We start from the raw sequence: 20,539 nt of genomic DNA, 5'->3' as shown, positions 1-20,539 counted from the left end.
TTCCTTCCGTGGTGGTGAAGGGCGGCCGGGTGCTACGGCACCCGCGCCGCCGGGCCTGATACGGGTACGCCGTCCGTCACCTGGCGGGTGACGAAGCGCAGGTCGAGGATGGCGGCACGGGCGGCCGCCGGCCGGGGTTGTGCCGGCGGCACGGGAGAGGTCGGGCGTTCGTCCGGCGGCACGGGAATCGGGGCGGGGCCGTCGTCGGTCTTCCGGTCCAGCCACAGCCGCCGTCGGGTGTAGGCGGGCGCGGGCAGCGGCTCGCGCACCGGTACGCCCGCCGGCCGCTCGGCCGGGTCGAGGGCGGAGGCGACAAGGTGGGCGTTGGTGCCGCCCAGGCCGAAGGAACTGATCCCGGCCACCCGCCGCGCGGGCGGTACCGTCCACGGTTCCTTCGCGGTCACGGGCCGGAACGGCGAGTGGGCGAAGTCGAAGCGCGGGTTGGGTGTCTCGCAGAACAGCGTGGGCGGCACCACCCCGTGCTCCAGGCTCAGCGCGACCTTGATCAGGCCCGCCACCCCGGCCGCGTTCAGCAGATGGCCGACGTTGGCCTTCAGACTGCCGATGCCGCAGCGGCCGTACGGCTCCTCGGCGCCCCCGAACGCGTCGGTGAGCGCCTTGAGTTCCATCGGGTCGCCGATCCTGGTGGCCGTCCCGTGCGCCTCCACCAGTCCTATCTCCTCGGCCCGGCGCCCGGCCGCGGCCAGGGCCCTGCGGACGACGTCGGTCTGCGCGGCCGGGTTCGGTGTGGTCGTGCCCATGGTGTGGCCGTCGTTGTTCACGGCGACCGCCTCGATCACCGCGTGCACGCGGTCGCCGTCGCGCAGGGCGGCGGCCAGCGGTTTCAGCAGGACCGCACCGCAGCCCTCCCCCGGCACGATGCCGTCGGCCCCCTCGTCGAAGGGGCGGCAGCGGCCGGTGGGCGACAGCACGCGGGCCGCGCTGAACTCCAGGTAGGGCCGCTCGTCCAGCAGCACCTCCACCCCGCCGGCCAGGGCCAGTTCCGTCTCCCCGGACAGCACGCTGCGGCATGCCAGCTGCACACTCACCAGGGAGGACGAACAGGCGCTGTCCACCACCAGGCCGGGGCCCCGGAAGTCGAAACGGTGGGCCACCTGGGCGGCCAGGAAGTTCTGGTCGGACTGGAGCACGTCGGGGCGCAGCGGCGCGCGCAGCGGGTAGGAGGAGATCCGCCCGCCGACGAAGACGCCCACGTCCCGGCCGCGCAGTTCCTCGCCCCGGTAGCCGGCGTCGGCCAGGCAGTCGCGGGTGGCCTCCAGGAACAGTCTGATCCCCGGGTCCAGCACGGTGGCCTCGTCGTCGCCGAGCTGGAACGGCCCGGGGTCGAACAGGTCGAGGCCGTCCAGGAAGCCGCCCCACTTCCCGGTGCTGCGTCCCGGTTCGTACTCCGGACGGTAGTGGGCTGCGGTGTCCCAGCGGTCGGCCGGTACCTCGGTGACGGCGCAGCGGCCCTCGACCAGGTTGCGCCAGAAGGTGGCGACGTCCGGGGCGCCCGGGAACCGCCCCGCCATGCCGATGACGGCCACACGGCCGTCGGTACGGCGGTCGGCGGGGGCGGCGGTGGCCCCGGTAACCGGCGCCGGGACAGGGGGCGGCGGCGCGGCGGCGGCAGGGGCAGCGGCCGGTACGGGTGCCTCGGCCGCCGGTACGGGCCGCGGAGCCAGGCCGAGGGACGTCAGGTGGTCGTGGAGCTGCTGCACCGAGGGGTGCTCCAGGAGCAGCGAGGGGGGCAGGCGCTTGCCGACGGCGTCCTCGACGCGCTCCAGCAGTTCCCCCAGCATCACGGATTCCACCCCGAGGTCGGTGAAGTCGGCCGTGGTGTCGAGGTCGGTCTCCGGGGTGCCGAGCACGGCGCACACCAGCGGGACCAGCCAGGCGGGGCCGCTGTCGGCGCGCGCGGGCTCCGGTGCCGGCTCCGGCGGCGCGGCCGGGCTCCCGCCCGTCCGGGTGTCCAGCAGGGTCTCCGCGTCGAAGGAGGCGTCCAGCGGCAGGGCCGGCAGGACGGTGCCGCCCCAGGGCATGGCGATCACCTGCTCCAGGACGCGCAGCCCCGTGGCGTCGTCGACGGTGTCCAGGCCCACGGGGGCGCAGACGTTGTCCTTGCCCCGTGCCGCACCGCTCTCGGTCCACATCGGCCAGGCCACCGAGCGCAGATGGGCGGCCCCGGTACGGACCCGGTGGCCGAGCAGCAGGTCCGCCGCCGCGTTGGCCGCCGCGTAGTCGGTGACGCCGACGGCGAGACGCGGGACGAGGGCGCAGGCCGAGGAGAACGCCACGAAGAAGTCGAGCCGGTCGCCCGCGCACAGGTCGGCGAGCGTCTCCAGGCCGTCGGCCTTGGGCGCGAAGGTCGCGCGGACGGTGGCGGTGTCCTTGCCGACGAAGGCGGGCCGGCCGCCGCCCAGACCGCCGGCGCAGTGCACCACGCCGCCCAGGGGCCCCAGTTCGGACCGCACCCGGTCCAGGAAGGCACCGACGGCGGCGCGGTCGGTCAGCGGGCCGCCGTGGGCCAGGACGCGCGCGCCGAGCCGTTCCAGTCGCCGTACGCCGGCGACGGCCTCGGCTTCGGCGGCACCGAGGGCGCCCGGGGTGTCCCACCGCTCGCGGGGCGGCAGTGGCCGGCCGCCGAGCACCGCGACGGCCCGGGCTCCGCGCTGGACGAGGTGGGCGGCGACCCGGGCGCCGATGCCCCGGGTGCCGCCGGTGACGACGTAGGCCCGGTCCGGGTCCGGGACGAGCGGGGTGTGCCGGGCCAGGGTGGGGCGCAGGACGGGTTCGTAGCGCAGTCCGTTCCGGTGGCAGACCTCCGCGCGCCCGCCCGGCCGGTGCCACTCGCCCCAGAGCGCGGCGGCCAGCCGTTCCGGGTCGGCGGTGGGCAGGTCGGTGTCGAGGACGGTGGTGTCCAGTCGCTGGTACTCGGCGCCCAGGCAGCGCAGGAACCCGGCCATGCGGGCACCGGACGGGCAGGGGGCGGGCCCGTCGAGGTCCTGGAGTCCCCGTACCGTCTGGAGGCCGCGCAGGCGGGCGCCGGGCCGGGCGCCGACGAGCCGGCGGATCAGCAGCAGGCGGGCGGTCCAGGGGCCGGGGGCGGCGGGGTCGGGCCGGTCGAGGTCGGTGAGGTCGATCCAGCCGGCGATCACCGGGTGGCGGGCGAGGAGGTCGCCGGTGACGGCGTCGGCCTGGGCGTCGTCGCCGAACTCCCCCGAGCTGGACGGAGAGCGGCCGTCGTGCACGAGGACCGGGACGACGGCGCCGGGCGGTGCCGTGCGGGCGAGCGCGTCGGCCACGGCCCGGGTCGCGGTGCCGTACAGGCACACCACGGCGCCCTCGGCGGGGCCGCTCCCGTCGGCCGTCTCGCCGGTGGGCAGCCATTCGCGGCGCAGCAACTCGACGTCCTGGGCGTCCCGCGGAGCGGCCGGGGTGGCACGGTCGGGACGCGGGTCCGGGGCGGCGGCGGGTCCGCCGGCGGTGTCCTCCTCGGGAATCCAGCAGCGCATCCCGGCGAAGGGGTAGGTCGGCAGGGAGGTGATGCGCGGTGCGGCGCCGGTGTACAGCCGGGTCCAGTCGACGGGCCCGCCGGCCACCCAGTGCCGGGCGAGCGCGGCGAGGTCGGGGTCCGGGCCGTCCGGCAGCAGGCGTCCCTGGGGCCGGCCGCCGTGGGGCGCCCGGCCGCGTGCGGCGCTCCGGGCGTCCGGGTCCCGGCCGGCCGCGAACTCCGCCAGGCGGGCGGCGGCGTCCGCCTCGTCGTCGGCGACCAGGGCGAGACGTTCGCGCAGGGGTTCGCGGCCCGTCTGGAGGGTCCAGGCGACGTCGGCGAGCGGAGCCGCGTCCGGGCGGCGCAGCCGGGTGGCGAGGCGGGACGCGGCGTCCCTGAGGCGCGTCTCGTCGTGGGCGGAGAGCACGAGCAGCCGGGGTGCCGGGACGGGGGGCGGTTCCTGGCGGGCGGCGGCGGGGAACTCCTCCAGCACCACGTGGGCGATGGTCCCGCCGGCGCCGAAGGAGCTGATGCCGGCGCGGCGGGGGCGCGGTGCGCCGTCCGGTCCGGTCGGTCGCGGCCAGGGGGCGGCCCGGTCCTGGGCGCGGAAGGGCACGGCGCCCCAGTCGATGTTCGGGTTGAGGCGGTCCACGTGCAGGGTCGGGGCCAGGGTGCCGTGTTCCATCTGGAGGAGGCACTTGGTGAGCGCGGCCATGCCGGCGGCGGCCTCGGCGTGCCCGATGGTGGACTTCACCGAGCCGATGGGCAGCGACCCCGGGGGGCGGTCGTCGCCGCCGAACACCCGGGTGAGTCCGTCGATCTCGACGGGGTCCCCGAGCGCGGTGCCGGCGCCGTGCGCCTCCACGTAGTCGATGTCGGCGGGCCGCAGCCCGGCGTCGGCGAGGGCGTCCCGGACGACCTGGCCCTGCGCGACGGGGGACGGCACGATGTAGCCGTTGGTGCGTCCGGCGTGCACCACGGCGGTGCCCCGGACCACCGCGCGCACCCGGTCGCCGTCGGCCAGGGCCCGGGCCAGTGGTTTCAGCACCAGTACGCCCACCGCCTCGGCCGGCGCGAACCCGTCTCCGTCCGCACCGAAGCTGCGGCAGCGCCGGGAGCTGGAGGTCAGGGACATGAGCCGCTGCTGCACGAACTTGTTCGGGTGCAGGGAGAGGTTGACGGCCCCGGCGAGGGCGATCTCGCACTCCCCGGCGCGCAGCGCGCGGACGGCCAGGTGGAGGGCGGCCAGCGACGAGGAGCACATGGTGTCCACGGCGAGGCTGGGGCCGTGCAGGTCGAGGACGTACGAGACCCGGTTGGCGATGTTGCCGAGCGCGCCGCCGCTGTAGGCGGGGCGTCCGCGCAGGGTCTCCTCCACGCCGAAGAAGGCGTAGTCGGCGTACATGGCGCCCGCGTAGACGCCGACGCGCGACCCGTGCCGCTCGCGCAGCCGCTGCCGGGGGTGGGCGGCGTTCTCCAGGGCGGCCCAGGCCGTCTCCAGGAAGAGGCGCTCGTGCGGGTCCATGAGGGCGGCGTCGCGGGGGGTGATGCCGAACAGCAGCGGGTCGAAGCGGTCGACGCCGTCGAGGAAGCCGCCGATCATCTCGTCGACGGGCCAGCCGGGCCGGTGCCGGTCGGCGGGCAGACCGGTGACGCAGTCGCGTCCGGACTCCAGGTTGGCCCAGAACGCCTCCAGGTCCCCTGCCTGCGGGAAGCGGCCCGCGACACCGATGACGGCGATCGCGCCGTCGGCCTCCTCGGCGGGGCCGGGCTCCGCGGCGGCTCTCGGCGCGGTGGCCGGCCGGGCCGTGGTCCGCGGTCGTGCCGCGTCCGGCGCGCGGCACGGGGTGGCCCCGCAGCGGCGCACGGCGTCCTCGGCCACGTGGGCCATGTCGCCGTGTTCGAAGAACAGGGTCCGGGTGCCGACGCCCCAGTCGTCCGCGAGCAGCCGGTTGAGTTCGCCCACCTGGAGGGAGGTGAGCCCGTACTCCACGAAGGGCGTGTGGGCGTCGAGTTCGTCCCGGGGTATCCCGGACACCTCGGCGTACCGGTCCAGGAGGGCCGTCTCCAGGTCGGCCGTCCGGGTGTCCGCCCCCGGGTCCCGGGCGGTGCCGGCGGCCGGCGCCGACGTGGGCGGCCGCTCGGGCGCGTCGGTGGCGGTGAACGGGTACACCGGCAGGGCGACGCGGGCCCCGGGGGTGCGCCAGTAGGTCTCCCAGGGCAGGTCGGCGCCCTGGGCCCACAGCCGGGCCGCGTCCGTGGCGGTCTCGGGGGCGCCGGCCGGTGCGTGCCCGGCCCGTCCGGTGTGGACGGCGGGGTCGGGGCGGCCGGTGAGGAAGGCTCCGAGCGCGGCGACGACCCCGTCGAGGTCGGGGCGTACGACGGCGAGCCGGTGCCGCATGGGCACCCTGCCGGTCTGGGTGGTCCAGGCCACGTCGGCGACGGCGGGTGCCCGGTCCTGGCGCAGCAGCGAGACGAGCCGGTCGCGCAGGTCGCGGGCGGCGCGCGCGAGCCGGTCGGGGTCGCCGGCCGAGACGAGCACGACGCACGGGTCGACCGGGCCCGTCCCGGGGCCGTCGGGCGGGGTGTCGGTGTCGGTGCGCTCCAGAGGGTTCATGCCGTCTCACTCCACGGGTGTCGGCCTGGGCTCGGTCCGGGCTGGTCCGGGCATGCCGCATGCCCGTGGGGTCCCGTGGGCGGGGCCCCACTGTCCGTCGCAGACCGTAGCGATTGCTTGGTGTGTCCGCTGGTTCATGGGCGCGTTTCGGCCCGTTCCGGGGCTCTGTCGGTGAGCAGTTCCGCGGCGTTTGTCAGGAGGTGTCCGGCCACCGCGGCCGGAGTGCGTGCGGTCCAGGCGGCCAGCGGGGTGCCGGCCGCCGCACGGTTGAAGTGGGTGAGGTCCGGGTCGCACGGCAGTTGGTGGTCCAGGGGCCGCAGGGGGTCGCCGGCCGGTGTGCGGAGGGCGGTCTCCCGCGCGTACCTGCGGAAGACGTCGGCCGTGCGCGGGCGCCCGTCGGCTCGGGCGTCCGCCGGTGCCTCGGTGGCCGGGCCGCCCAGGAGGTGCTCCTCGACGTGCCTGCGCCGAGGTTCGGGGACGTCGGCGAAATAGCGGTGTTCGCGCAGCAGCCGGTACAGCAGACCGGCCCGGGCGGGGAACAGGGTGCCCCGGCGGACGACCCGCGCGAGGACACCCAGGGTGGCGTGCCGTTCGGTGGGCGCCCAGGTGACGTCGTCGTCGCCGGCGCTCGCGAGGGTGTCCTTGAGCGGGTCGGCCAGCCGGGCCTCGGGAGCGCAGGCGGTGAGCGAGGTGGAGACGAGGAACGCGGCGCCGAGGGCGAAGGCGGTGGCGGCCTGTTCCGGTGTGCCGACGACGCCGCACAGGCCGACGTGCACGGGTTCGGGCCCGGGGCTCCGGGTGGCGAGCGCGGCCACGGCGGGCAGCAGTTGGCAGGCGTCGGCGCCGCCGTCGTGCCAGCCCCCCGGGTGCTGGACGGCCAGGTCGGAGGCGACGGGCAGCTCACGGGCGACATCTGCCTCGCGCGCCGACAGGGCTCCGGTGCCGACGAGTTCGGCGAGCAGGGCGGGGGCGGGCGGGCGCAGGAAGGCGGCGGCCTGGTCGGGTCCGGTGACGCGGGCGACGACGTGCCGTACGGCGACGGGGGCGCCGCCCGGGCGGCGGTGGGCGCCGGTGAAGCGGAAGCGGACGAGTGCCGCGTCGGGGCCGTACGGGTGGCCGACCTCGACGTACCGCACCTCGTGGGCCAGCAGCGCGGTGACCTGTGCGTCCGCGTCCGCCCCGGGGCGCAGCCCGATCCCCCAGCCATCTCGGCCCGCACGGACCAGCGACTCCTGCCGCGGAGCGCCGGGGACCGGATCGGTGCAGGCCGCGAGCCCCGCGGTCCGGGCGGCCCGGCAGACCTCGTCGCCCACGGCCCCGTCGCCGGTCCCGGACACGATCCAGGCCAGCTCGGTCCCGTACCGCTCCCGGAACCGGGCCGAGCCGAGCCGTTCCGGGAGCACCGGGGCACGGCGGCGTCCCGGCGCGGCCGTCCGCGTGCGCGGTCCCGCTGCCGCCGCGTCGTCACCTCCTGCGCCCGGACCCGGACCCGGTCCCGGCGCCGCCTCCGGCTCCGGCGCCGTCCGGCCCGCGCGGTCCTGCCCGCCCCGGGGTGGCGCCAGTTCGGTCCTGGCGGTCTCCCACAGCTTGGTCAGCACGCTTCCGGGGCCCAGCTCGACCAGCTCGGTGACCCCCTGTTCGACGAGGTGGGCCAGGCTGTCCCACCAGCGCACCCCCCGGCACATGTGCTCGCGCAGCCGGAGGGCGATCCGGTCGGCCCGGTGGGGGCGGGCCGTCACGTTGGAGACCACGGGGACGCGGGGCTCGTGGAAGGTGACGGTGTCCAGGACGGCGCCGAGTTCGTCGGCCGCCTCGGCCATGTAGCGGGAGTGGGCGGCGACGCTGATGTGCAGCAGGACGCACTTGCCCGCGCCCTCGCGGCGGAGCACGGGCGCGAGGGCGCGGACGGAGTCCTCGGGGCCGGAGAGGACCGTCTGCACGGGCGAGTTGTGGTTGGCGACGTCGATGTCGTCGGCGCCCTCACGGCGCATGACCTCCCGCAGCCGCTCGACGTCGAGTCCCACCACGGCGAGCATGCCGCCCCCGCTCGCCCGCCCCATGATCTCGGCGCGGGCCACGACGAGCCGCAGCCCGGTCTCGAAGTCGAGGGCGCCGGACGCGTAGAGGGCGGTGTACTCGCCGAGGCTGTGTCCGATCATGCAGTCGGGCTGGGGCTCCCGGGCGGCACGGTCGAGGTAGGTCAGCGCGCCGATGGTGTACAGGACGGGTTGCAGGACCCGAGTGTCGCGCAACGCGGCCTGGTCGGCGGCCAGTTCGCGCACCGAGCGGCCGAGTACGGCGTCCGCGCGGGCGAGTGTGCCGGGGTGGCGGTCGAAGAGCCCGGCGCCCATGTCCTTGCGCTGGGAGCCCTGGCCCGGGAAGGCCCACACGACTCTCATCGGCCGCCTTCCCCGCGCTCCGTCCGGCACCGCCCGGACCCGGCGCTCACCGCTCCCACGGGTAGCGCCCTTCGGCGGCGTACCGTGCCATGCCCTCGCGGACGCCGGGCATTGCGGCGAGCCGGGCGAACTCGGTGACCGCCCGCCGCTCGGTCTCGGTCGTGACGGGGTGCAGCGCGGCCAGGTATCCCTTGGCCTCTCCGATCATCCGGGCGTCGATCTTGGTCAACCGGGACAGCAGGCGGCGCACCAACGGGCCCGCGTCCGGTGAGAGTTCGTCGGCGAGTCCCCGGTGCACGGCTTCCTGGGCGGTGAGCGGCAGGGTGGTGAGGGTCATCGTGCCCGCGGTGTGCGCGCCGGTGCGGCGGGCCAGGAACGGCAGCACGCTGCACGGCAGCAGTCCCCACAGGGCCTCGGGGAGGCTGAACACGCCGCGTTCGGTGGTGTGGACGAGGTCGCAGGCCGCGGCGAGTCCCACTCCGCCGCCCGCCACCCGTCCGTCCACGCAGGCGAGGGTCATCCGCGGCACCTCGGTGAGCCGCCTCAGCAGTCCGAAGAACGCCGAACCGCTGTCCGCTCCCCGTTCCGCGTCCCGGCCGCCGTCGGCTGCCGTCCGGATGTCCCCCGCCGCCTCGCCCATGTCCATCCCGTTGCAGAACGTCCCGCCCGGCGCGTCGAGTACGACCAGCCGGCAGTCGTCGGCCTTCTCGGCGCCGTCCAGGGCTTCGTGCAGGTCGGCGATCAGGGCCGCGTCGACGGTGTTGCCGCGCTCGGGCCGGTTCAGGGTGACGCGCAGGACGGCGGGTTCCTGATGCCGGACGCGGACGGTGCCGTGGCTCATCGGTCGGTCAGCTCCAGGAGTAGAGGCGGTGGAAGTTCTCGATGCGGTCGAGCACCAGCAGCCCGGCTCCGTCGGCGAGTTCGCCGTACAGCTCCGCGTACGGCTTGGTGTCGACGTCCAGGTCCCGCACGCCGAACGCGCGGTCGCCGCCGAGTTCGGTGACGGCGTCGTACTCCTCCATGGTCAGCGCCCGCCGGGCGTCGAGCGCGGCGCCGATCCGCATCCGGCCGGCGACGGCCGCGGCCTCCTCGCCGAGGACGCCGCTGAAGAACTCCGAGCCGCACCCGGAGCCGTAGGAGAACAGCCCGATGCGGCAGGGGGTTTCCGGGTCGCCGTGGTCCAGGAGGGAGCACAGGGCGAGGTACAGCGAGGCGGAGAAGAGGTTTCCGACCCGGGAGCCGTAGTGGAGGGTGGGGGCGACCCGGAGCGTGAAGTCCTCGGCCGCCTCGCGGGGCCCCAGGCCCTTGTGGGCGCGCAGCAGTTTCCGGTGCGCGCCCTTGACCATGCCGGCGAACGGGGTGTGCAGGACCAGGTGCTGGAAGCTGTCGACGACGTCGGCGCCGGCCACCCGCTCGCGGTAGGCGGCGAAGCTGCGCTCCAGACAGGTCAGGTACGACAGCAGGGACAGGTCGGAGTCGACGTAGTCCAGGTCCGGGCGGGGCCGCAGGGTGTCCATCACCTCAAAGGTGTGCAGGCCGCTGGCGCCCGGGTCCAGTTCCAGGACCCGCGGGTCGCGGCCGACGAGGAGGGCGACCGCGCCGGCGCCTTCCGAGGGTTCCCAGTAGGTGCCGCGGGCCGCCGCGCTCGGCGCGTCGGCGGCGATCACCAGTGCCTTGGCGGTCTCGACGGGTGAGGCGCCGATGATGCCGGCGGCCGTCTGGAGGGCCGCCGTGCCGCCGTAGCAGGCGTGTTTGACCTCGAAGGAGCGGCAGCGGGGGCTGAGGCCGAGGTGGTGGTGGATGTACGTGGAGAGGGGTTTGCCCAGGTCGAGCCCCGATTCGGTGCCGACGACGAGGAGTTCGATCGCGTCGCGTTCCTCGGTGGTGAGCCGGTCCAGGAGGGGCTTCGCCGCGTTGACGGCGTTGGTGACCGCGTCCTCGCAGGGCAGGTTGACCGATTTCTGCCGCATCATGAGGTTGTCGAACCGGCTCATGTCCAGGCCCCGGCCGCGGAAGAGTTCCGCCACGTCGAAACAGGCGCGTGCCACGTAGGCGTTGATCGCCTCGATGCCGACGGCCATGGTCGCTCCCGCGGTCGGGGGCCGCCACCGGGCCCCGGTTCTCCCGGTTGTAACCGGCACGGGCCTCGCGGATCTGCTCACTTTTGCACGGCGGGGCCGTTTGGCCGCGCCGCAGGCTCGACACTGGCCGCGGAAGGCCCGACGGCCGCGCACCGGAAGCGGGGAGGCGCCGTGGTCGAGGGGTCACCGCCGCCGTCCCGGGTCGCCCTGCACCACCCGGTCACCGGCGCTCCCCTCGCGCATGTCTGGGCCGCCGCCCCGGACGCCCCCGGCGACCGGGGCCCGCTGTCGGCCGAGGAGCGGCGGCGTTGCGCGGCCTTTCGCCGGGACGCGGACCGCCGGCTGTACGTCACGGCCCGTACCCTGCTGCGGACCGCGCTCAGCCGATGCGTCCCCGAAGTGGCGCCCGCGGAATGGCGGTTCACGACCGGGCCGCACGGCCGTCCCGAGCCGGCCGGGCCACCCACCGTGCCCCGGCTGCGCTTCAGCATCGCGCACGCCCCGGGCCTCGCGGTCTGCCTGGTCTGTCCCGAGCTGGACTGCGGCGTCGACGTGGAGGTCACCGGCCGCCCGGTGGACCCGGTGCGGGTGGCGCGCACCATGTTCCACCCCCGGGAGGCCGCCCGGGTCCTCGCGGCACCGCCCGGCGAACGCTGCGGCGTGTTCCTGCGGCACTGGACGCTGAAGGAGGCGTACGGCAAGGCGCGCGGCCTGGGCTTCCTGCTGCCCCCGGACTCCTACGCCGTCGCGCCGGACGCCCCCGGCGGGCCCCGGCTGACCGCGGCCGACGACGACGGCTCGCGGTGGCAGTTCGCCCAGTGGCCCCGGGGCGACCGGCATCTGCTCGCGGTGGCCGTACGGCGGGGCCACGGGCCGGACGTGACGGTGGTGCGGCACCACGGCCCGCCGTGACCCGGGTCAGGACACCGACTGCCGGACGGTCTCGCTCAGGTCCCGGCGCAGGTCGGAGTGGAGCGGCTCGGGCAGCCCGGCCAGGTAGAAGTGGTCGCCCTCGTACACGCGCATACGGAACGGACCGTCGCTGGTGGTCTCCCAGAGGCGCAGTTCCAGCGGCGTGACCTCCGGGTCGTGGTCGCCAGTGAACCCGGACACCGGGCAGGTCAGCCGGGGACCGGGCAGGGGCCGGTAACTCTCGTTGAGCTGGAAGTCGGCGCGCAGCGCGGGCAGGAACATCCGCATCAGGTCGCGCTGGCGCATCACCTCCCGCGGAGTGCCGCCCAGCTCGGCGACGACCCGCAGGAAGTCGTCGTCGGCGAGCCCCGCGTACGGCGGCCGGCGAGCCGCCAGGTGCGGGGCGCGCCGCCCCGAGACCAGCAGTCGGCGCGGGGCACGCGCCGGGTCGTCCTGGAAGCGGCGGGCGACCTCGTAGGCGATGGCCGCGCCGGTGCTGTGGCCGAACAGCGCGTACGGCCGGTCCAGATGGGGGGCGAGGCCGGTGCACAGCGGCCCGAGGAGGTCCTCCATGCTGCGGAAGGCGGGCTCGGCGACGCGGGTCTCGCGGCCGGGCAGGATCACCGGGCACACCTCGATCTCCGGCAGCAGCTTGTCCCGCCAGGGCTGGAAGAAGCCGCCGCCCCCGCCGGCGTGGGCGAAGCAGAACAGGCGCAGCGGTGCGTCCGTGCCGGCGCTACCGTTCTTCAGCCAGGTACCGGTCACCGCTGTCCTCTCGTTCGGCCGGGTCCGGGGCGGGCGCGCCCGGTCGTCGGTGGGTGCCGTCGGCGGACCTGAGCACGGCGTGGCCGTACGCGCCGGTCGCCGAGACGGCGTTGACGAGCGCGCGCAGCGGCGCGCCCGGTGCGGCCGGCGTCCAGGGCCGGGCGGTGTCGGGGACGGTGAGCCGGTCCCAGTCGGGCAGTTCGGTGCGCCCGGGCGCCGGGACGGTCGGGGCGAGGGTGCGCTCGCGCAGTTGCAGGAGGACCTTGGTCAGCTGGGACAGCCCGGAGGCCGCCTCCAGGTGCCCGATGGACGGCTTCACGGTGCCGACGATCAGGTTCCCGTCCGTGCCGGGCGGACGCAACGCGGTGAGCAGGGCGTCCAGTTCGGCCGCGTCGGCCAGCAGGGCGCCGGAGGCGGCGCACTCGGCGTACCCGATGTCGGCGCCGTCCAGGCCGTGCCGGCGCAGCATGCGGGCGAGGGAGCGGGCGAGCGGTTCGGCGGCGGGCATCCCGAAGGGACCCGGCCGGCCGGCCGCACCGGTGCCGGTCGCCTCGACCACCGCGTGCAGGACGTCCCGGCGCTCCACGGCGTCGCGCAGCGGACGCAGCAGCAGGGCGCCCGCGCCCTCGCCGGGCGACCAGCCGGTGTCCTCGCCGCCGAAGGCACCGGCGGACGGCCGGGCCGCCGCCAGACCGAGGTCGCGCAGGAGCGCCAGGTGGTAGGGGTGGGCGACGACGTTGACGCCCGTCACCAGCGCCGCGTCGCACTCCCCCTGGCGCAGGCTGGTCACGGCCAGGTGCAGGGCGGTCAGCGAGGAGGAGCAGGCGGTGTCCACCGCGACGGCGGGGCCCTCGAACCCGAGGCAGTGCGCGATCCGCGCCGGGAGGTCCGAGGCGGCGGCCGCCTGGCGGGCCGGCCCGCCCTCCCGCCACCGGGCCTCGCCCGTCTGCCGGTGGTCGTGCCACATCGTCGCCGTGAACACCCCGACCCGCTCGCCGTCGCGGCGGAGACTGCCGGGGGTGTGGCCGGCGTCCTCCAGGCACTGCCACACCACGGGCAGCAGAAGCCGCAGTTGGGGGTCCAGTCCCTCGGCCTCCTGGGGTGAGATGCGGAACAGCCGGCCGTCGAATCCGTCGTCGCCGCGCAGGTAGCCGCCGTGCGGCCAGGTCCCGGCCGGGTCCGGCGGGGTGCCGGTGGCGGCGGCGAAGGCGGCCATCCGTTCGGCGGGCAGCGGGCCGAGGGAGCGGCGTCCGGAGCGCAGGTTGTCCCAGAACTCCTCCAGGCCGTCCGCTCCGGGGTAGCGCCCGGCGGTGCCGATCACGGCCATGTCCGCCGGTACCGGCCGCGCGGGCGGTCGCGCCTCGGCCGCCCGCCGCTCGCGGACCGGCCGGACACCCTGCGTGGACTGGCGGGGCAGCGGTCCGGCGAGGAAGGCGTGCAGCAGCCGCTGGCCGGGATGCAGCCGCAGGGTGTCGCGGACGCGGTCGAAGGCGAGGCTTCCGACGGCGCACAGGCCGACGCCGCTCTCCCGCTGCCCGCTCATCAGCAACTGCCCGATGTACCCGGCCTCGACGGCCAGGTAGAGCTGCGACTCCTCGCCGTACAGCGGCTCGATGCCGCGCGGCTCGGAGACCAGGTACACCTCGAACGCCGCACGGTCGAAGACGGGCCGGTTGTAGGCGAAGTGGACGGTGCGGTCGATCCCGGGGCCGGTGTTGACGCGTTGCAGGACGTGGTCGTCGGGGCGGTGGTAGTAGACGCCGCCCGGGACGCCCTCGACGGCGCCCGGCTTGACGTGCAGATAGGTCTGTACGGCGTAGGTGTCGCCGGCGGAGGCGTACAGGCGGCGTGGACCGTCACCGGCCGGCCGGGAGCGCAGCGCGGCCAGGAAGCGCAGGAAGGCGTCGCGGGTCAGCGGGCCGTCGGCGAAGTCCCGGCGGGTGGCGCGTTCCCGGTACCGCTCGGCGGGCGGGAGCGGGCCGTCGAGCGCGAGGAGGGGTTCGTCGTCACTGCGCGGCCGCAGGTGCCAGGCGCCCGACTTGAAGCGGTCGCGGTCCTCGGCGGAGAAGAACTCCACGGTCTCCGGGGCCTGGGGACGGCCCTGCGGGGACGGCTCCTCCGGCGCGGGCTCCGCGGGCTGCGCGGGCGCCGTCGCCGGATCGCCGCCCGCGAGGTGGCGGGCCATCCCGGCGATGGTCGGCTCCGCCAGCAGGGCCGAGACGGGGACGCGGCGGCCGTACCGGGACCGCAGGGCCGAGGACAGCTGGGCCAGGGTGAAGGAGGTGGCGCCCTGGTCCCACAGGTCGAGCGTGGCGTCCAGTTCGGGCACGCCGATCAGGTCGGCCAGCAACGCGCCGATCTCCTCGGTCAGTTCACCGGCGGACGGGAACGGGGTGCCGGTTGCGGTGGCGGGGCGCCGGGCGGGAGCCGGGGGCTCCGGCTCACCGGACACGGACGGCCCGTCGGACTCGGACGGCCCGACGGGCTCGGACGGCCCGACGGGCAGCGGCCACGGCAGGGCGTCCCGGTCCAGCTTGCCGTTGTCGGTCGCGGGGAAGGACGGCAGGAACGCCACGAAGTTCGGGACCATGTAGTCGGGCAGGGTCAGGGCCGCGTGCGCGCGCAGCTCGGACACGGAGGGCCGGTCCGTGCCCGGTTCGGCGATCAGGTAGGCGACCACGCGCCGGTCCCCGCTGCCGTCGGGCCGGGCCACCACCACCGCGTCGTGCACGGCGGGGTGGGCGCACAACCGGTGCTCGATCTCGCCGAGTTCGACCCGGAAGCCCCGGATCTTCACCTGGTGGTCGCGTCGTCCCAGGAACACCAGGACGCCGTCGTCGCGGTAGGCCGCCCGGTCCCCGGTGGCGTACATGCGGGAGTCCGGGCCGTGGCCGAAGGGCTCGGGGACGAACCGCTCCCGGGTCAGTTCGGGCTGTCCGTGGTAGCCGAGGCTGAGGCAGTCGCCCGCGATGTAGAGGTCGCCCTCCTCGCCCACGGGGCAGGGCTCCATGTGCCCGTCGAGTACGTAGTAGCGGGCGTTGTCGATGGGCCTGCCGTACGGGATGCTGCGCCACTCGGGGTCGACGGTGCCGACGGGGTACCAGTTGGACCAGACGGTGGCCTCGGTGGCGCCGCCGAGACTGATCACCCGGGCCCCGCCGAACACCTCGCGCACGTCGTCGGGGAGGGACAGCGGGATCCAGTCGCCGCTGAGGAAGACCAGGCGCAGGTCGGCGGTGCCGGGCCGGCCGCGGTGTTCGGCCAGGTGCGGTGCGAGCCGGGCCAGGGTGGTGGGCGCGGAGTTCCAGAAGGTGACCGGCTCGCGCAGCAGGGCGTCGACGAGCAGTTCGGGGTCGCGCTGCTCGGCCTCGTCGGCGATGTAGAGGCCGCCGCCGTACGCGAGGAGTCCGAGGATGTCGAAGACGGACAGGTCGAAGCCGAGGGAGGTGACGCACAGCCCGGTGTCGCCCGGACCGAAGTCGAAGGTGCGCCGGCACCAGTCGAGGAGGTTGTGCAGGGAGCGGTGTGCCACCACCACGCACTTCGGGCGCCCGGTGCTGCCGGAGGTGAACAGCCGGTAGGCGACCGAGTCCGGGCCCGTGACGGGCTCGGGGTCGCCGGGGTCGGGCAGGTCCGCCCCGGTGACCCCGGGCGCGTCCAGGTCGAGGACGTCCACGCCGTCCGGCAGCTGCCAGCCGGGGCCGCCCGCCGTGACCAGCAGGTGCCGGGTACCGGTGTCGTGGAGCATGCCGTGCGCCCGGTCGCGGGGCAGTGACGGGTCCACGGGGACGTAGGCGCCGCCCGCCTTCAGCACGGCGAACACGGACACGGCCATGGCCGGGCCGCGCCGCACGCAGATGCCCACGGAGGTGCCGTCCGCGACGCCCGCTCGCCGCAGCCGGTGCGCGAGCAGGTTGGCCCGGCGGTTCAGTTCGCCGTACGTCATGGTGCCCTCGCGCCAGCGCAGCGCGACCGCGTCGGGGCGGGTGCGGGCCTGCCGTTCGAAGAGCAGGTGGACGGGGCCCTCGGCCGGGTAGGGGCGGGCGGTGTCGTTGAAGCCGTACAGGAGGCGGTGGCGCTCGGCGTCGACCGGGGCGCCGCCCGTCGTCGGCCCGCCGTCCGTCGTCGGCCCGTCGTCCGGGTCCACGTCGTCTTCCGGGGCCGTGCCGGGCTCCGTCGCCAGCGCGGTGAGCAGGTCGGCGTACCGCTCGAACGCCTCGTCCAGCACGCCGTCCTCGAACCGCTCGTCCAGCGCGTCCCAGGCCAGGTGCAGCGCCGTTCCGTCGTCGACCGTCACGCAGTCGAGGGCGACGTCGGTGGTGGCCGTCCCCGCGGGACCGGGGCGCACGCCGGCCGGCAGGGGGCGGTCCGAGACGTCGAGGACGGTGGTGAAGACCACGGGATGCGCGAAGTCCGCGTCCCGGCGGCGCCGTACGGCGAGGGTGCGCATCTCGGCGAGACCCGCGCCGCCGCCCCGTTCCAGGTCCTCGGCCAGCTGCCGGCCGTAGGCGCGGGCGAGGGCCGCCGGGTCGGTGCCGGGCTCCGGGGAGCGGACCCAGGTCAGTTCGGTGAACTCCGCGGGGCGCTGCGCGTCGGGGCCGGTGAAGCAGACCACGGGCAGCGCGAACGGCTTGTCGCTGAGGGCTCCGAGAGCGGTGCAGTAGGCGGCCAGCAGGGTGGCGTCGAGGCTCACCGAGTGCCGCTCCGCCCATGCCGCGAGGGCCGTGCGGTGGGTGAGGAGGCGCTCGCGGCGCCGGGGGCGGGCGGGCTGCCGCGCGTTCCGCAGCTCCGGTCCGGCCGGCAGACCGGCGAGCCGGTCCCGCCAGTGGGCGCGGGCCTCCTCGGTCACCGGCCGGGGCGCGCGGGGCAGCCTGGTCGGGACCGGCGGGGCGCCGTGGGGGTCGGCGTACCGGCGCAGCAGGTCGCGGGCGAGCAGCACGATGCTGCGGGCGTCCCCGACGAGCAGGTCGGCGGACAGGTGCACGGTGGCGGGTCGTCCGGGGGCGCGGACGACCCTGAGGTCGGTGTGCGCTCCCCGGCCGAGCCCGAACGGCCGGTGGGTCATCTCGGCGCGTACGGCACGGTCGACGGCGTCGGGGTCCGCGCCTTCGGGGACGTCCAGGACCGGGATCCACGCGTCGACCGGAGCCGTGGAGAGCACGCCGAGGGTGCCGTCGGCGCCGGTGCGCAGACGGAGGGCCTCGAGTGCGGCGACGAGTTCCCGCCAGGCGCCGCGCAGCCGTGCGAGGTCCAGGTCGTCCACGTGGAAGCTCTGGTGGTACTGGCAGCCGCGGCCGGTGTGGCCGTCGAGCCGCGCCACCAGGTACGCCTGCTGGAGTTCCCGGGCGGGCAGGGGGGTGTCGGGCGCCGGTTCGCACAGCCCCTGCACCAGCCGGCAGAAGCGGCCGAACAGGGCGTCGGGCGTGCCCGGCGGGAAGAGGCCGTCGGCGGTGTCCCAGCGGAAGTCCAGGCCGTCGTCGCGCTCCCGCATCTGGTGGTCGAGGGCGATGCCGGAGGTCTGGCCGACGGCGTACCGCTCGTGGTCGGCCATGCTGCCCCGCCCGGCACCGTCGACGCTCAGGTCGAGCAGGCTGGTGAAGACCACGGGCAGTGCCGGTGCCCGGGTGCCCTGGGCGCGCAGTTCGCGCAGCACCTCGACGCTGCCGACGTTCGCGTGGGACAGCGCCTCCCACACCCGTTGGTGCAGGGCGCGGGCGGCCTCGTCCGGGGCGGAGGGCAGCGCGTCGACGACGAGCAGGCAACCGGAGGTGTAGGGGCCGACGAGTCGCTCGGCGGCGGACGGCAGCCGGGGCCGGTCGGTGGTGGTCAGGACGAGGGTGAACGGTTCGTCCGAACCGGCCGGTGTCAGGGCCTCGGCGAAGGCGGTGAGCACCAGCGAGGTGGGTGAGACGCGCAGTTCGGCGGCCCGCGCGCGCAGGCCCGCCCACTGGGCCGGGCTGAGCCGGCCGCGGCGCGGGGTGCGCGGGTGGCCGTCGAGGCCGGGCGGCGGCTCGGGGGGTTCGGCGAGCAGTACGGGCGGGCCGCCGGGGAGGTCCTTGTGCCGTTCGGCGGCGCGGGACAGGGCGGCGCGGTGGGCGGCGGAGCCGCGGTGGCGGGCGAGCGCGTCCAGGGTGTCGCGGAGGCTGAACGGCGCCTCGGGCAGCGGGTGTTCCTCGGAGGTGTAGGCGTGCCACCAGTGGTGCAGCAGCAGGTCGGTGCCGTGCGCGTCGGTGACCGTACCGTCGAGGCTGAGATGGACCACGGCGCGGCCGGCCGGCTCCCGGCAGATCTCGACCTGGAACGGCGGCCAGTGGCCCGGCGGATAGCGGTGGTGGGACAGCCGGCGGCGTACGGCGCTCGCCTCGGCCTCCAGCGCGTCGGCGTCCGCCGTCTCGTGGACGACGGGTTCGGGCACCCGCGCGCTCTCCCGGACGTGCTGGTTGCGGCCGACGCCGGTGAGCCGGAGGGCGTCGAAGTGTTCCACGAGCCGCCGCCAGGCGCGGGCCAGCCGGTCGGTGTCCAGCCCGTCGAGGGCGAACTCGTGGTAGTGGTGGCAGCCGAGGGCGTCCGGGTCGAGCTCCGGATACTTGCCGACGACGTACGCCTCCTGCATGGGGGTCGCCGGGACGGGGTCGTGACGGGCGGCGGGCTCGGCCACCACGTCCACACGACCGGCGGCGCCGTCGCCTCCTCCGCGCTCCCCGCGGTCGGCGTGGTCCGCGTGGTCCGCGTGGTCTGCGTCGTCGATCCGCTGGGCGAGGAGGCGCGGGGTGCGGCACTCCAGGAGCAGCGAGAGCGGCACTTCGGTGCCGAACTCGGTCTCGATCTCCAGCATCAGCCGGACGGCGGCCAGCGAGGAGAGTCCGGCGTCGGCCAGGTCGGTGTCCGGGCCGATGGGCCCGGTCCGGGTGACCAGGGGCTCCAGGACGCGGAGCAGTCGCTCACAGGTGGTGCCGGCGGTCACCTCGGCGGATGACACGGGGACGGGCTCCGCGGACGTCAACGTTCCCCCTCGTCTCGTCGGTCGGTCTCAGCGGTGCCGCTTCACCACTGCCAGCGGCCCAGCACCGGGTAAGGCGGCTGGAGCATGGGGTGGTCGTCCTCCTGCGAGGCCTTGGTGGTGAAGCCGGCGGCTTTCTCGAGGTTGGCGGTGAACGCCTTGCGGAAGCGGTCGTCGTCGGGCAGCCCGACGTCGTCGGCGGCCCGGAGCAGCAGGGCGACGAAGCGGTCGCTCTGCTCGGGGGTGATCCGCATGCCGGCGTGGGCCCGCAACAGCGCGATGAAGCCGCCGAGTTCGTCGGTGTAGCGGGCGGGGCCGCCGAGCATCTCGGCGAGGAACGCGGTGAGATGGTCGGCGTGGTACGGCGATCCGGCACGGAACAGGTCGCCCAGCAGCGGGTCCTCCAGCACCAGGTGGTGGAAGTGCTCCGCCAGCCGCCGCAGCGCCGCTTCCCCACCGACGTGCTCGTACATCGTCGTCATGCGTCCGCCTTTCGGTGTGTCGCTCGACCAGCGGGGACGGTACGCCGGGGCATCCCCGGTCGGCTGCTCAACTTTGTGCACGGCCCGGCGGGCGGCGGCTCGGCCGTGGCCGGGTGACCCGGTGGGGTTGTTGACCCGCCCCCGGGGGTGGGATTTCATGGCGTCCATGTCTGAGGGAGCGCGGAAGTCGTCCGATCCGGTCCTGTCCTTCGCCACGCAGGAGGAGTGGGAGAAGTGGCTGGAGGAGAACCACGAGGACACCACGGGGATCTGGTTCCGGATCCCGAAGAACGGCTCCGGGGCCGACGGTGTCGACTACGCCCGAGCGCTGGAGTCCGCCCTGTGCTACGGCTGGATCGACGGGCAGAAGAAGAAGCAGGACGAGCGGTACTGGCTCCAGCGCTTCACGCCCCGGCGGTCAGGCAGCAAGTGGTCGAAGGTGAACCGGGAGAAGGCCACCGAACTGATCAAGGCCGGCCGGATGCGGCCCGCCGGGCAGCGCGAGGTGGACCGGGCCAAGAAGGACGGCCGCTGGGAGGCGGCGTACGCGGCGCAGAGCAAGGCGACGGTGCCCGACGACCTCCAGGCCGCCCTGGACGCGGCGCCCAAGGCCCGTGACTTCTTCGCCACCCTGGACAGCCGCAACCGGTACTCGATCCTGCACCGGGTCGAGGACGCCAAGAAGGCGGAGACCCGGGCGGCCCGCATCGAGAAGTTCGTCGCCATGCTGGCCGAGGGCAAGAAGCTGTACTGAGCCCCGGGAACAGCCCGACCCACCCGCTGCAGAGGG

The 20,539-nt window shown here is 75.7% G+C and carries 9 protein-coding genes; 2 read left to right on the top strand and 7 right to left on the bottom strand.

Going from position 1 to position 20,539, the window contains the following annotated elements; all coding sequences use genetic code 11:
- Nucleotides 1–32: 32 nt before the first annotated feature.
- The 4 genes from ACIRGB_RS12665 to ACIRGB_RS12650 all read right to left on the bottom strand — a co-directional run bounded on the left by ACIRGB_RS12665 (nucleotide 33) and on the right by ACIRGB_RS12650 (nucleotide 10,590).
- Nucleotides 33–6,110, bottom strand: coding sequence for a beta-ketoacyl synthase N-terminal-like domain-containing protein (locus tag ACIRGB_RS12665; protein ID WP_403862539.1), 6,078 nt, complete (start codon nucleotides 6,108–6,110; stop codon nucleotides 33–35).
- A gap of 134 nt (nucleotides 6,111–6,244) precedes the next feature.
- Complete coding sequence (gene fabD, locus ACIRGB_RS12660) at nucleotides 6,245–8,509, bottom strand: ACP S-malonyltransferase (RefSeq protein ID WP_403862536.1); 2,265 nt, start codon at nucleotides 8,507–8,509, stop codon at nucleotides 6,245–6,247.
- Nucleotides 8,510–8,555: 46 nt separating this feature from the next.
- Entirely contained in the window at nucleotides 8,556–9,350 is a 795-nt protein-coding gene (locus ACIRGB_RS12655; protein WP_403862533.1) for an enoyl-CoA hydratase-related protein, read from the bottom strand.
- A 7-nt stretch (nucleotides 9,351–9,357) separates the two neighbouring features.
- Nucleotides 9,358–10,590, bottom strand: coding sequence for a hydroxymethylglutaryl-CoA synthase family protein (locus tag ACIRGB_RS12650; protein WP_403862530.1), 1,233 nt, complete (start codon nucleotides 10,588–10,590; stop codon nucleotides 9,358–9,360).
- 171 nt (nucleotides 10,591–10,761) lie between these two features.
- Here ACIRGB_RS12650 and ACIRGB_RS12645 point away from each other — a divergent pair, with 171 nt between their 5' ends.
- Nucleotides 10,762–11,502, top strand: coding sequence for a 4'-phosphopantetheinyl transferase family protein (locus ACIRGB_RS12645; RefSeq protein WP_403862527.1), 741 nt, complete (start codon nucleotides 10,762–10,764; stop codon nucleotides 11,500–11,502).
- A gap of 6 nt (nucleotides 11,503–11,508) precedes the next feature.
- Here ACIRGB_RS12645 and ACIRGB_RS12640 read toward each other — a convergent pair whose 3' ends face one another.
- From ACIRGB_RS12640 to ACIRGB_RS12630, 3 genes are all read right to left on the bottom strand, one after another.
- The gene (locus ACIRGB_RS12640) at nucleotides 11,509–12,267 is read right to left on the bottom strand and encodes a thioesterase II family protein (protein ID WP_403862524.1); all 759 of its coding nucleotides are present in this window, start codon (nucleotides 12,265–12,267) and stop codon (nucleotides 11,509–11,511) included.
- A complete protein-coding gene (locus ACIRGB_RS12635; RefSeq protein WP_403862521.1) occupies nucleotides 12,239–19,246 on the bottom strand; it encodes an amino acid adenylation domain-containing protein in 7,008 nt (2,335 codons plus the stop codon). Before ACIRGB_RS12635 ends, ACIRGB_RS12640 begins: the two co-directional genes overlap by 29 nt.
- A gap of 65 nt (nucleotides 19,247–19,311) precedes the next feature.
- A complete protein-coding gene (locus tag ACIRGB_RS12630) occupies nucleotides 19,312–19,749 on the bottom strand; it encodes a group II truncated hemoglobin (protein ID WP_403862518.1) in 438 nt (145 codons plus the stop codon).
- Nucleotides 19,750–19,906: 157 nt separating this feature from the next.
- On the opposite strand from ACIRGB_RS12630, the gene ACIRGB_RS12625 reads away from it, so the two are divergent.
- The gene (locus ACIRGB_RS12625; RefSeq protein ID WP_403862515.1) at nucleotides 19,907–20,503 is read left to right on the top strand and encodes a YdeI family protein; all 597 of its coding nucleotides are present in this window, start codon (nucleotides 19,907–19,909) and stop codon (nucleotides 20,501–20,503) included.
- Nucleotides 20,504–20,539 lie beyond the last annotated feature (36 nt).

The sequence above is a fragment of the Streptomyces sp. NPDC102490 genome (assembly GCF_044765285.1).
GTDB lineage: Bacteria > Actinomycetota > Actinomycetes > Streptomycetales > Streptomycetaceae > Streptomyces.
The sequence above is the reverse complement of the archived record's forward strand: the minus strand, read 5'-3'. Positions and strand labels throughout refer to the sequence as shown.